Source organism: Burkholderia ambifaria AMMD (genome assembly GCF_000203915.1).
GTDB lineage: Bacteria > Pseudomonadota > Gammaproteobacteria > Burkholderiales > Burkholderiaceae > Burkholderia > Burkholderia ambifaria.
In genome coordinates this window covers 2,034,544-2,047,577 of sequence record NC_008390.1, presented here as the reverse complement: position 1 = coordinate 2,047,577, position 13,034 = coordinate 2,034,544, and the positions used below count along the sequence as shown (strand labels likewise).

The window sequence follows — 13,034 nt, the reverse complement described above, 5'->3', positions numbered from 1 at the left end:
CGCGCTGGTCGGAATGTGCCGTCGCACGGGCCGGCTGATCGGTGGTGTCGACCATCTCGTCCAGAGCATTGGGGACATTCTGAGCACGCGCAAGGGCACGCGCCGCGAGCGGCCTGATTACGGTTCCGATCTGCCGCTGATGGTCGACCTGCCGATCACGCGCGGCTGGATATCGGCCGCGCAGGCGGAAGCGGCGCGTGCGATCGGTCGATGGGAGCCGCGCATTGCGCTCGATCGTGTCCAGGCGCTGTCGGTCGTCGACGGCAAAGTAACTTTTCGGATCGCCGGGCGTTACGACGGCGACGATGTTGTATTCGAGGTGACGATATGACAGTGATCGATCTGTCGGCACTCGATCCGCCGGATCTCGTCGAGACGCTCGATTTCGAGGCCGCGTATCAGTACAAGCTGCAGCACTTCAAGAGCATCTATCCTGATTGGACAGCAGCGCTCGAATCCGATCCGGTCGTGAAATTGATTGAGCTGGCGGCATACGATGAAGTTCGGTTTCGCGCGCGTGTGAACGATGCAGGGCGTGCGGTGTTGCTGGCCTACTCGACAGGGGCGGATCTCGAACACCTCGCGGTGCTCTGGAATTTGCAGCGCGAGACGGTCGACCCCGGCGACCCCGAGGCGCATCCGCCAGTTCCTGCAACACGTGAGCGCGACGAGCGCTTGCGATTGCGTACACAGATGGGCATCGAGCGCTCGTCGACGGCAGGTCCGTTCGGCGCGTACCGGTCCCTCGCGATGGACGCATCGCCGGATGTCGCGGACGTGCGCGTCGATCGGCCCGAGGCCGGTGTGGTGCGCGTGGTCGTGAAGTCGTATTCGAACGGTGGCGTGGCGAGCGCGGCACTGCTCGACACAGTGCGCCGCGCACTTTCGCCGGAAGACCGTCGACCGCTGAACGACTCGCTGCTGGTGGTCGCGGCTCGGCCCGTCAATTACGCGATCGTCGCCGACGTGTACATCGGGCGCGGGCCGGATCCGGGCGTCGTGCTTGCCGCGCGACGGCAGGATCTCGATATCGCGGTGGCGGCAGGGGAGGCGCTACGCGTTGGCATGCCGCGCTCGGCCGTGACCGGAGCGCTGCATCCGAAAGCGTCGGGTGTGGTGCGCGTCGACCTGAAGTTACCGGCAGCCGACGTCGTGTGTGCGATTGATCAGTTCGCGCGCTGCACGTCGATCGTGCTCAATCCAAAGGTGGCCGATGACGACTGAAGCACTGCTGCCAACCAACCAGACGAGTCTCGAGGCGGCGCTTGCGCAGGTCCTGCGCCCGAGTGTCGATCCGGACGTGATCCGCACGCTGTGGGATGCGGATCGCTGCCCGGCAGCGTTCTTGCCGTGGCTCGCATGGTCGCTCGCGGTCGACGGATGGGAGCTGGCGGAGTCCGAAGACGCCCGCCGCGCGCTGATCAAGTCGTCGCTAGCGATCTACCAGAAGAAGGGCACGCCATGGGCGATTCGCGAGATCGTGCGGCGGCTCGGCTTTGGCGAGGTCGATCTTCAGGAAGGGCGACAGGTCAAGCGGCGTGACGGTTCGGTCAAACGCAACGGCCGGTATCTGTACGGTGGCTCCTCCGCGTGGGCCGAGTACATCGTCACGCTGAAGCAGCCCGTGACGCGAGACCAAGGTGAAAACCTGAAGCGTGCCATCGAGCGCTACGCGCCGGCTCGCAGCTTGCTGGCATGGCTCGATTTTTCTGAGGTTGCGATCCGGCACAACGGCGTCGCGACGCGCAACGGTCAATATACGCGAGGGGTAATCGGAACATGGCCGATTTGAAGGAAGAGAGTAAGTGGGAGCCGGGGATTCGTCAGTTCGAGACGTCGGATCCCGTGCAGGGCGGCCCGGACGGCGTCGACAACATCGCACTCAAGCAACTTGGCAATCGCACCCGCTACCTGAAAGATCGTGCGGACGCGGCCGACAAGGCTATTACCGGGCTCGGTAATCGGGCGGATGCGATGGACAAGCGGGTCGCTGATCTCGGCACCGACAAGGTCGCGCGATCGGGCGACGCGATGAAGGGGAAGTTGCTTGGCAAGGTCGGCGCAATGACGCCGAACAACACGAACAACGCTGGATTTGCGTTTGACGGCGACCCGGACTCTGGCATGTTTTCTCCAGGAGACGGACATGTCCAACTCGGCGCGCAAGGTGTTCCCTACGTTGTCATGCTCAGCAACAACCTGACGCTTGGCGCTGCAGGATGGCTCTCGCTGATTGCGGGTGGGACGGAACGTGGCCGTATCACCCCGGAAGGCCGATGGTTGATCGGCGGGGCTGGGGATAATGGTCAGGACACCGTGCGCGTACAAGGCTCGGTTGGCGTGATCGGTGGAATCCGCAGCTCCGGGTATGACGCGAATGGAGCAGGTGGTCAGTTTCGTGCGGTGGGCACCGACTACGGCGTGATGCTGCGCAATGACAACAAGAGCGCGTGGCTGCTGTCGACGAACAAGGGGGATCCGAACGGCACGTACAACGATTATCGGCCGTTCGCGTGGTCGCTCGATACCGGCGCTGTTCGTATCGACGGTACTGGTTGTGGCACGATCTTCGGCGGTTACGCCCGCTTCGCCGGCAACGTGGAATCCGCGGGCGTCGGCTATTTCGGCGGCGGTGCCGGCAAGGCGAAGGATTACGGCTCCGGCGTCACGCTTGGGGCCAATACCGGCGGCGATATCGTCCTGAAGGCTGCAGGCGCCGACAAGGACATGAAGCTGTGGGACATCCAGTCGAACACCGACAGCATGAGCATCCGTGCGGTCGATGACGACTGGACGATCGGCATCCCCGCCGTGCGCATCACGCGCGCCAATCTGAGCACGTCGATCAAGACGCTTGAACTGGTCCCGAACACCGGACGCGTGCTGTCCGCGGGCGCGTGGGATGACGGACGTTCGTCATTCCAGAACAAGGGTTCGCTCAAGAGTAGCAACTCGTCGGGCGCACTCGTCGCATCGAACGGGGGTGGTGCCGGGCAGACGTCGATTCAACTGACGCGGGAAGGTGCACCGACTGATCAAAAGACGTGGGAAGTGATCCAGGGTGCAGACGGCTCATTCGCTGTTCGCACGGTCAACGACACGTACACCAACTCGCAAGCCGCAATTAACGTGACCCGTGGTTCGACCTATGCGCTCGGCACGTTGCAATTGATGCCGCAGGGTGGCCGCGTCGTGGTCGGGAAGGTGGGCGACGACGGTTCTACGCAATTGCAGGTCGGGGGCATGGTCACGGCCGTGTCGCCGCCGGCCGGCGACAACTCGAACAAGTTGATCACGTCGGCATGGTTTGCGGCAGCGGTCGCCGACGTGCAGATCGGGCAGATCGTTTGGGAGGCTCGAACTGCGCCGCGTGCTGGTTTTCTGAAGCTGAACGGCACCGAGCTGAAGCGGGCCGACTATCCGCTGCTGTGGGCGTACGCGCAGGGCAGCGGTGCGCTGGTCGCAGACGCTGATTGGGGTAAGGGCCGTCACGGTTGCTTTTCCAGTGGAGACGGCAACACGACGTTCCGACTGCCGGACCTTCGCGGCGAGTTTATCCGCTGTTGGGATGATGCGCGCGGTACGGATGCGCAGCGCCAGATCGGGAGCTGGCAGGACAGCTTGAACCGCTTGCACGCGCACGGTGCGTCTGCCGCTGCTGTTGGCGACCACTCTCACGGCGCATGGACAGATTCGCAAGGATGGCACGGTCACAGCATCAATGATCCTGGGCATGACCACGGCATTCCGGTCGCGTCTGGCGGCGGCTACATCGGCGAAATAAACCTGAACGGCGGTGGCCGAGGGGATAAGCGCACCACGGGCAGCGGAACGGGCATTTCGATTAACGGTGACGGGGCCCACGGGCACAACGTCGGAATCGGCGGGGCCGGTGCGCACTCGCACACGATCAGTATCGGGGCGGATGGCGGCAACGAGAGTCGCCCGCGAAACGTTGCGCTGCTCGTCATGATCCGCGCTTACTAAATCGAGGTAGAACATGCTTTGCAATCAGTACGACAACCTGACGGGGCGCTACGTGGTGAGCTTTCTCGCCGAGCGCGATCCCATGAGCGCGGAGCGATATCTCGTTCCGGCCTTCTGCACGCTCACACCGCTTCCCGAAGTGCCGACGCGTTCCTGGCCCTTCTGGATTGATGGGAAGTGGGTGCTGCGTCCTGACTATCGTGGCGTGCGCCTGTATCGAACCGATACGGGCGAACCCGGCGAGCTCACGGTCGCAGGTATCAGCCCGGACGGTGAAGGGCTCACCGAATTGCCGCGCCCCTCCGACGAGTACGTCTGGCGAGATGGCGCGTGGGTCGTCGACGAGGCGATTGTCGCCGAGCGAGTGCGAGCCGCTGCGATGTCGGATTTCTACGCGCGAATGGAGAAAGCGCGTCAGCAGAATCTCGGCAAGATGGACGCGCGAGCAGCGGGCCTGCTGTCCGACGTCGAGGAGGCGATGTTTGACGCATGGGCCGCGTATCAGGTCGCACTTGTGCGCGTGGTGGATCTGCCTACCTTCCCGAATGACATCGTGTGGCCTGACGAACCTGATCCGGCCGTCGTGCTGGCCACGGTCGAGGCCGAACGGGCGGAGAAAGCCGCTCGCGAAGCCGAGGAAGCTGCTCGGCAGGAAGAGGAGGCTGCCCGCGCTGATGGTGAGGACGAAATGGCCACCGATGCTGCAACTACGACGCCCGCCGACAGCGCAAGCGTGAGCGATACCGCGCCGGACGTTGAGATCGACACAAAGTAACTTTCCCGGCGCGATAACGCGCCGTCCCGTTTTCTTAAGCCGCTCAATCGAGCGGCTTTTTTCATTTCTGGAGATCCGCATGGCAGCGACTTCATTTTTTCACGGCATCACGACGGCGATCGTCGAAAGCGGCCCGCGCACGATCGCGGTGCCGTCGTCGTCGATCGTTGGCATGACCGATACCTACACGCCCGGCGCCGATCTGGCGCAACCGAATGTGCCCGTGCAGCTCACGAGCTATCGCGAAGCCGTGCAGGCGTTCGGTGAAAAAAGCGCGATTGCACGCGCGGCCCGTGCGATTTACGCGCAGAGCAGCGCGGTGGTAATCGCGGTTGGTGTGCCGGCGGCGGCGGACGCCGCGCAGCTCACGTCGGCAATCATCGGTGGCGTTTCGGCGGGTGGTGCGCGCACCGGCATGCAGGCTTTGCTCGACGCAAAGTCGCGCTACAACGCGCAGCCGCGTTTGCTCATTGCCCCGGGCCACACGTCGAAGCAGCCGGTCGCAACGGCGGCCGATTCGCTCGCCGGCAAGCTGCGTGCCGTCGCCGTGATCGATGGTCCGAACACCGACGACGAGGCCGCGATCGCGTACGCGAAGAACTTCGGCAGCAAGCGCCTGTACATGGTCGACCCCGGTGCGAAGGCATGGGACAACGCGACGAACGGTGAGATCGCGATGTCGGCGTCGTCGTATGCGGCGGGTCTCTTCTGCCAGACCGACGCGAAGATCGGGTTCTGGGCATCGCCGTCGAACAAGGAGATCGTGGAGATCACGGGCACGGCACGACCGATCGAATACCTCGACGGCGACGAGACGTGTCGCGCGAATCTGCTCAACAACGCGAACGTCACGACGATCATTCGCGACGGCGGGTTCCGCCTGTGGGGGAACCGCACCCTGTCGGCCGATCCGAAGTGGAAGTTCGTCACGCGGGTGCGCACGCTCGACATCGTGATGGACGCGGTGCAGGCCGGGCACAAGTGGGCGGTTGACCGCGGCATCACGGCGACGTACGTCAGTGACGTGACCGAAGGGTTGCAGGCGTTCATGCGCGACCTGAAGCGTCAGGGCGCCCTAATCAATTTCGAGGTCTACCCGGATCCGGAGTTGAACACGGCGAGCCAGCTCGAAGACGGCAAGGTGTATTGGAATATCCGATTCACGGATGTCCCGCCGGCCGAAAACCCGATTTTCCGCTTCGAGGTCACGAATCAGTGGCTGACCGAAGTGCTCGACAACCAGATCTAAGGGAGGGGCGATGATTCCGGAAACGCTATACAACTGCAACACGTTCGTGGATGGACGGAGCTACGCGGGGCGCGCGACGAGCATGACGCCACCGAAGCTGAAGATCAAGACGGACGATTTTCGCGCGGGCGGGATGGACGCGGCAGTCAAGGTCGATCAGGGCATGGAGCCGCTCGACGCGTCGTTCGCGATGGCGACGATGGAGTACGAGGTGCTGCGCTTTTTCGGACTGGTGGATCAAGGCGCTTTCAACGGCGTGTTCCGCGCGGTGTTCATGGACCGTAGCGGCAAGACGAAGAATGCCGCCGTCTATCTGCGCGGCATGCTGTATGAAGTCGATCCGGGCGACTGGAAGCCCGGCGACAAGGTCGAGGCGAAATTCAGCGTGTCGTGCGACTACTACAAGCTGGAGGTCGCGGGTGTGATCGTGCACGAGATCGACATTTTCGCGTGCAAGCGCGTGATCAACGGCGTCGATCAGCTCGCGGAAGTCCGTAAGGGGCTCGGCATGTAAGTGCAACGTGCCGGTCATTCGACGAACACGTTGCAAAGCTACTTTGTTCAATCAATGGCGAGCCGACGGCTCGCCATTTTTCATTTCAGGAATCGCAATGGAACAGGTCACGATCAAGCTCGACTATCCGATCAATCTCAACGGCGTTGAGTGCGACACCTTCACGATGCGCCGGCCGAAGGTGCGCGACATGCGCGGTGCGCAAAAGCTTGCACCGAACGATGCGGAGGAACAGGAGCTGATCCTGTTCGCGTCGCTCGCCGAAGTCGCACCTACCGATCTCGACGCGATGGATATGGCCGACTACGAACGCGTGCAGGACGCGTACTACTCCTTTCGACGCGTACGCAAAGCTGGACCGAAAGACGCTCAAGGCGCTGGCGAATCGGCTGGTGCGTGAATACGGCATGTCGCCGACGTCGATCGACGAGATGACGGTCGACGACATGCTCTGGTGGTTGACCGACTGAGAGGGCCGGGATGGCGAAAGACTTAGCGCTTGGCATCGTGATCGGCGGGGCTGTGTCGGCGACGTTCGGCAAGGCGATTACCGACACGTCGTCGAAGATCGATGCGATGAAAAAGCGGGCGAACGACTCGCGGCTCTGGCAGCGCCAGATCGGCGAGACGATGCGTCTGCAGGACGAGTTCCGCCGATTGCACCTGGCGGGCGATAGCGCGGCGGACGGCATCCGTCGCAAGCTCGACAGCAATCTGAAATCGTTGCGGGACGCCGGCATCGAGGTCGACCGGCTCGATCGAGCGTACGCGCGGCTCGGCCGGACGACGCGCGGGCTGGATCTGAAGGCGTCCGGTTACGAGCGGCTGACCGCTGGTCGGGAGGCGGGACGCGGCGTGATCGGTGATGCCGTGAAGCTGACCGCCTCGGTCGCGGTGCCGGCGACGATCGCGGCGAACTATCAGGCGATCATTCGCGACATCGCGATCAAGGCCGGCATAGCGCGCACGCAGGAAGAAGCGGCGATGGGCTCGCGTATTCGACGCGACGCCGGGGCGAACGGCATCGGCCGCAATGACCTGGCTGATGCCGTCAACCAGATGGTTGCGGGCGGGATGGATCTCAATCGCGCGCTCAACTTCGCGCCGCTGGTTGCGAAGTTTTCGATCGGCCAAGGTGCGACGACGGTCGAGACCGCGAAGATGATCCAAGCGCTGCAGCAGAACGCGGAGATCGTCGACCCGCGTCAGATGGCGAAGGCGCTCGAAGCGATCGCCTATCTCGGCAAGGAAGGGTCGTTCGAGTCCGTCGACATGGCGCGGTGGTTCCCGGTGCTACTCGCCGAAATGAAGAAGATCGGCATCACGGGGCAGGACTCGGTGACGCAGCTCGGGGCCATGCTCCAGGTGCAGATGAAGACCGCCGGTAGTTCGGACGAAGCCGCGAACAACCTGAAAAACTGGTTCTCGAAGATCGGCTCCGGCGAAACCGAACGCAACTATGCGAAGGCCGGCGTCGACTATCAGGCCAAGATGCGCGAGGCGATCGGCAAAGGCTGGTCAACGCTGGAAGCGTCGTTCGTACTTGCCCGCGCTTACATCGAGCGCGTCGATCCCGCCAAGGCGAAGCAGCTCGCGTCGGCGGCGAAGCAGTTCAATTCGGAGATGGACCCGGCCAAGCGTCAGGCGCAGATGGCCGCGTTCGCCGAGACGATGAAGACCGGCGACCTGTTCAACGACATGCAGGTCAAGGCGGCGCTGACGGCATACATGCAAAACGCCGAGCTGTACACGAACCTGAAGCGCAACGCGCAGGACGCGAGCGGCGAGATCCAGAAGGATCTCGAAGCACGTCGCGAGACGTCAAAGCAGATCTGGAGTGAGGTCGGGCAGCGGTGGGACGACGCGATGCGCAGCATTGGCGACGCCCTGCGTCCGATCACGGATCGTATCGGCGAGGGGGCGAAAGGTCTCGGCAGCGGTATCCAGTCCGTTGCGGATGCTGCGCCGAAGGCGACGGCAGCCGTCGTCGGCATCGCGGGCGCGGCGCTTGCGTTTCGTGGGGCGAGGGCACTTTGGAGCATTGGACGCGGCGCATTCGACATCGCGCGCGGCACCGTGCTTGCGCGCGGCGGTCGAGCTGCAGCGGGTGGGTCACGTGCCGCCGGTGGCGTCGTCGGCCGGGCACTCGATGCGCTCGGCGGAGCTGCAGCGGCAAGCGGCGGGGTCCAGCGCGTGTTCGTCGTGAACCTGCCGGGAGCTGGCGTCGGTGGTGGCGGGCTTGGCGATCTGGCTGGGGGTGAGCGAGCCGGGCGCGCTGCGCGTCGTGCAGCAGCTCGGGGTGGTCGGTTCGGCAGGCTCGGGCAGATCTTCAATACGGGGCGTGCGTTGTTCGGTCGCGTTGCGCCGTATGCCGGCAAGCTCGCCGTGGCAGGCACGGTGTTGAAGCTCGGCCTCGCGGCGCGTGAAGCGTACGCCGTCGCGTCGAGCACCGACACCAGCACGCAGAAGGCGAACCGCTTTGCGGGGATTGCCGGGAGCCTTGCCGGTGGCGTGATGGGCGCGAAGGTCGGCGCAATGATCGGAGCGCTCGGCGGGCCGATCGGCTCGGCGGTGCTCGGTGTGATTGGCGGTGCGGTCGGCACGTTTGCCGGCGACAAGCTGTTCAGCGCTGTTTCGCGCAGGGTGCTGGATCGTAAGCCTGACGATTCGCCTGCGAACGTCGCAGCGGTCGCGAAAGTGAAGGCGCTCGTGCCGGATGCGGCCGGCATCGGCGCTCGATCGGGGCCGCGTATCGAACAGCAGAACACCTTCGCGCCGGTCTTTCACGTGAAGGTCGAAGCGAGCGATGCCGACATGGCTAACAAGTTCCTCGCGCAGGTCAGTCCGATGCTGACACGCATGATGGACGAGCATCAACGCAAAGCGAACAGCCGCACGGCGATGTTCGATGCGCCGCATATGTAAAGGAGGAAACCATGGATGTGATTCGGCAGATCACGGGAGCGGCGACGCAGGCCGGTATCGCAACCGAGCGCGTGCGGCAGATGGTTCGGATATTCGACCGAAACCGCGCGGCGAGCATGTCGACGGTCTACGCGCTGCAGCGTCTCGCGACGGGCAATCTGAGCAGCGCGGCCGAGCTGCTGACGGGTGCGTCGGGTGCGCTGTCGGTTGCCGGCGACCTGTTTCCGCAAGTCGGCACGGTGTTGCGCAGCTTCAACGCGGCACAGGCGTCGGTCGGCTCGATCCTGACGGCGATCGACGGATCGAATTTCCCCCTTGTGCGAGCTGCCGCCGATAGCGTCAAGTCGGCGCTCGGTGGGGCGTGGAATCAATTCAACGCGGCGGTCGGTATCAAGGATTCGGCGGTGATCGACGTGATCAAGTCGACGGGCGTCGGCTCGATGCTGTCGGGGCTGGCCAACGGGGCGACGTCGAGCACGCCGCACATGATGTCGATGACGAGCGAAGCGGGCGACGCGTTCCACTTCAACCTGTCGACCGCTGCGTACGACAAGCTGCGGCGCGCGACGCGGTATCGCGTGGCGTCTCAGGAGCGTCTGAACCGTCAAGAGGCGCTGCAGCCGGTGAGCGTTGGGGGCGAGACGATCGCGCTGTCGGGCGTCGTATTCCCGGCGCTCGGGGCCGGTACGAAGCAGATCGACCGGCTACGCGAGATCGGCGGGCGCATGAAGCCCGTGCAGCTCACGACGGGCGACGGCGACGTGCTTGGCCGCTGGTTGTTGCAGTCGATCGAAGAGGAGCAGGACGCGCTGCTCTCGGACGGCTTGCCGCGCAAGCAAACATTCTCGGTGGAGTTCGGCCGCTATGGCGAAGACTTTAAGAACGTCTGATGGCGACGTGCTCGACACGCTTTGCTACCGCTTCTACGGAACGCTGCAGGGCACTGTCGAGGCAGTGTACGAAGCGAATCCGGGACTGGCGAATCGAGCGCAGCCGTTCCCGGCCGGGGTCGAGATCCTGATGCCGGATCTCGATGCGCCGCGCGTTGAATCGGTGCAGCTCTGGACATAGGGAGACGCGATGGAAGCAGTGTTTCAGGTCATCGCGAACGGCGCGGACGTGACCAAGGTGATTCAGGATCGGGTGCTGGAGATCCGGGCGATCGACAAACCGGGTCTAGACGCAGACGAGTGCACGATCACGCTGGACGATCGCGATGGCCGCATCGAGTTTCCGCCGAAGGGCGCGACGTTGAAGGTGTCGATCGGATGGGAGGGGCAGGGACTATCGATGCTCGGCGAGTATGCCGTTGACGAGGTCGGCGTGCGCGGCCCACCGGCGAGCGTTGTGATCCGTGGCAAGCCGGCGAACATGCGTGCGACGTCGAAGACGCAGCGATACGGGAGCTGGTCGAACGCGAAGCTGGCCGATATCGTCGGCGACGTCGCGCGTCGTAACAAGTGGTCGGCCGCGTGCGACGTCGATGTCGTCGTGCCGCGTATCGACCAGTTCGGCGAGAGCGACCTGCATTTCATTACGCGCGTGGCTCGCCAGTACGGTGCAACTGCGACGGTCAAGGCCGGCAAGCTGATCGTCCTGCCGCGCGGTGGCGGTAAGAGCGCGAACGGCAAGCCGCTGCCGATCGTGACGCTCACGCCCGACGATCTGATCGACTACGACATCAATTTCCCGGACCGCGCGAGCTTCGCGGCCGTTCGCACCAAGGTACACGACCGCAAGACGGGCAAGAAGATCGACCTGACGATCCCGAATCCGGATGCGCCACCAGGTGCGTCCGCGGTGCATACCGAGCGCCATGCATTTGCGAGTCCGGAGGCCGCGAAGGCGGGCGCGACGTCGCGCTTGGCGACGCTCAATCGGCATACGTCGACGAGTCGCCTCACGATGCGCGGCCGGGCAGATTTGTCGGCCGAGAAGACGATCGCGCTGAAGGGGTTCAAGAAGGGCGTGGACGGCGAGTTTCTGATCGAGTCGGTCGAGCATGCATACGCATCACGCGGATGGAATACGGTCGTGACATTGAATGGAGGGAACAAGGGGAAAGCGAAGGTCGGGCACGGGAAGAAGAAGGGCAAGAAGATCGATCTGGTGGTGCCGGCGCCGAAGTAACGCGTCGCGCATCGTAACTGAAGGCCGCTCACGGGCAACCGGGGCGGCCTTTGTTTTTTATCGGGCGAAGGGGAGCCGATGCAAGAGCATGAAAGGACGATTCTGGAGCTGGTCATCATGGGTGGATTGATTGGGATCGCGAAGGTGTTGGTGGGCAGCGAGCATTTGACGTTTCGGCTCGTTGCAGGCCGCGCCGTGTTGGGGTCTGCAACGTCGATGGTGGCGGGGCTCGCGCTGTTGCAGATTCCGGATCTGCCGCCGATCGCGCTCCTCGGGCTGGGGAGCGCGCTTGGCATTGTCGGGTCGCAGTACCTCGAAGTGCTGCTGCGCCGGAATGCGAAGCGTCTGTTCGGGGAGAAGTGACGATGGCGCGAATCAGTATTGCGGCCGCTGGCGGAAAAAACCGCGTGGCGTTTCTCGACACGATCGCGGTGAGCGAGATCGGCTCGGCGCTGCTGGCGAAGTCGGACGACGGTTACAACGTGCTGGTCGGCTCGACCGCGTCGCGGCCGCTGTTGTTCTCCAGCTACGCGGCGCACCCGAACGCGCTCAATCGACAGATCCCGGTGCCGTCGACGGCCGCCGGCCGCTATCAGATCCTCACGCGGTGGTGGCGGATCTATCAGGCGCAGATGAAGCTGGCGGACTTCGGGCCGATCTCGCAGGACCGGTATGCGCTGCAGCAGCTGCGCGAGCACGGTGCGTTGGCGTTGATCGACGCAGGCCGGTTCCGCGAGGCGGTCGCAAAAGTCTCGAACGTATGGGCCAGTCTGCCGGGGGCCGGCTACGGTCAGCACGAAAACAAGATCGAACATTTGCTGGCTGCGTACCGCGCGGCCGGCGGGGAGGTGGTCGCATGACATGGATCGACCCGCGCATCTGGCTGCTCGTTGTTGCCGGCGTTATTGCAGGTGCGGCGTGCGGGTATTCCAAGGGACATCGTGATGCCGACCAATCCGCGAAAGTCGCGGATCAGGCGAAGCAGATAAATGATCTGACGACAGAGCGTCGTGAAATTCGCCGCCAACTGGCGGCTCAACAGGAGATCGCAACCGATGCTGCGAAAGAACGTGATCAGGCACGCCGCGAAGCTGCTGCTGCCGATGGCGCTGCTGACGGCCTGCGCAAGCAAGTCGCCGCACTCGTCGCCGACGTCCGACGTGCCGGCGCTTCGGCCGGAAGCCCGGCAACCGGCGACGCCCTCGATCTGCTCGCCGACGTGCTCGGCCGGACTGACGAAGCTGCGGGAGAGTTGGCAAAGATCGCTGACGAGCGCGGTATTGCCGGCCGGCAGTGCGAGCGCAGCTACGACGCGTTGATCGGCGACATGCAATTCAATCAGCCGCGATAACGCGGCACCGAGACCGAGCGGTCTCGAGAGAAACAGGGCGACCGAGCTGCGTGCAGCAACACGCTCCCCGGTCGCCTTTCCACTGTCTACGCCAGTGAATCGG

General features: G+C 64.0%; 15 protein-coding genes. All 15 read left to right on the top strand.

What is annotated here, in order from left to right; all coding sequences use genetic code 11:
- Positions 1–13 precede the first annotated feature (13 nt).
- The 15 genes from BAMB_RS09370 (at position 14) to BAMB_RS33575 (ending at position 12,931) form a co-directional block, all read left to right on the top strand.
- Positions 14–331, top strand: a complete 318-nt coding sequence (locus BAMB_RS09370; protein WP_041491366.1) for a GPW/gp25 family protein — start codon at positions 14–16, stop codon at positions 329–331.
- A complete protein-coding gene (locus BAMB_RS09365; RefSeq protein ID WP_011657117.1) occupies positions 328–1,224 on the top strand; it encodes a baseplate assembly protein in 897 nt (298 codons plus the stop codon). The genes BAMB_RS09370 and BAMB_RS09365 overlap by 4 nt, the downstream gene beginning before the upstream one ends.
- Entirely contained in the window at positions 1,214–1,792 is a 579-nt protein-coding gene (locus BAMB_RS09360) for a phage tail protein I (protein ID WP_011657116.1), read from the top strand. The genes BAMB_RS09365 and BAMB_RS09360 overlap by 11 nt, the downstream gene beginning before the upstream one ends.
- Positions 1,780–3,987, top strand: a complete 2,208-nt coding sequence (locus BAMB_RS09355) for a phage tail protein (RefSeq protein WP_011657115.1) — start codon at positions 1,780–1,782, stop codon at positions 3,985–3,987. Before BAMB_RS09360 ends, BAMB_RS09355 begins: the two co-directional genes overlap by 13 nt.
- A 13-nt stretch (positions 3,988–4,000) precedes the next feature.
- Complete coding sequence (locus BAMB_RS09350) at positions 4,001–4,762, top strand: tail fiber assembly protein (RefSeq protein WP_011657114.1); 762 nt, start codon at positions 4,001–4,003, stop codon at positions 4,760–4,762.
- A 79-nt stretch (positions 4,763–4,841) separates the two neighbouring features.
- On the top strand, positions 4,842–6,011 hold the full coding sequence (locus BAMB_RS09345) for a phage tail sheath subtilisin-like domain-containing protein (protein ID WP_011657113.1): 1,170 nt from the start codon (positions 4,842–4,844) through the stop codon (positions 6,009–6,011).
- Between the two features lie 10 nt (positions 6,012–6,021).
- Positions 6,022–6,525: a phage major tail tube protein gene (locus BAMB_RS09340; protein ID WP_011657112.1), complete on the top strand. Its 504-nt coding sequence runs from the start codon at positions 6,022–6,024 to the stop codon at positions 6,523–6,525.
- A gap of 97 nt (positions 6,526–6,622) precedes the next feature.
- Positions 6,623–6,925 carry a phage tail assembly protein gene (locus BAMB_RS09335; RefSeq protein WP_011657111.1) on the top strand — a complete coding sequence of 101 codons (303 nt, stop codon included), beginning with the start codon at positions 6,623–6,625 and terminating at the stop codon, positions 6,923–6,925.
- 80 nt (positions 6,926–7,005) lie between these two features.
- Positions 7,006–9,450: a phage tail tape measure protein gene (locus BAMB_RS09330; protein ID WP_011657110.1), complete on the top strand. Its 2,445-nt coding sequence runs from the start codon at positions 7,006–7,008 to the stop codon at positions 9,448–9,450.
- An 11-nt stretch (positions 9,451–9,461) separates the two neighbouring features.
- A complete protein-coding gene (locus tag BAMB_RS09325) occupies positions 9,462–10,340 on the top strand; it encodes a phage tail protein (protein WP_011657109.1) in 879 nt (292 codons plus the stop codon).
- Positions 10,315–10,521: a tail protein X gene (locus tag BAMB_RS09320; protein ID WP_011657108.1), complete on the top strand. Its 207-nt coding sequence runs from the start codon at positions 10,315–10,317 to the stop codon at positions 10,519–10,521. Before BAMB_RS09325 ends, BAMB_RS09320 begins: the two co-directional genes overlap by 26 nt.
- Before the next feature lie 9 nt (positions 10,522–10,530).
- Complete coding sequence (locus BAMB_RS09315; protein WP_011657107.1) at positions 10,531–11,580, top strand: phage late control D family protein; 1,050 nt, start codon at positions 10,531–10,533, stop codon at positions 11,578–11,580.
- A 78-nt stretch (positions 11,581–11,658) separates the two neighbouring features.
- On the top strand, positions 11,659–11,943 hold the full coding sequence (locus BAMB_RS09310) for a phage holin family protein (protein WP_011657106.1): 285 nt from the start codon (positions 11,659–11,661) through the stop codon (positions 11,941–11,943).
- A 2-nt stretch (positions 11,944–11,945) separates the two neighbouring features.
- Entirely contained in the window at positions 11,946–12,440 is a 495-nt protein-coding gene (locus BAMB_RS09305; protein ID WP_041491193.1) for a glycoside hydrolase family 24 protein, read from the top strand.
- Entirely contained in the window at positions 12,437–12,931 is a 495-nt protein-coding gene (locus tag BAMB_RS33575; protein ID WP_082089628.1) for a DUF2514 family protein, read from the top strand. Before BAMB_RS09305 ends, BAMB_RS33575 begins: the two co-directional genes overlap by 4 nt.
- The last annotated feature ends 103 nt before the right edge of the window (positions 12,932–13,034 follow it).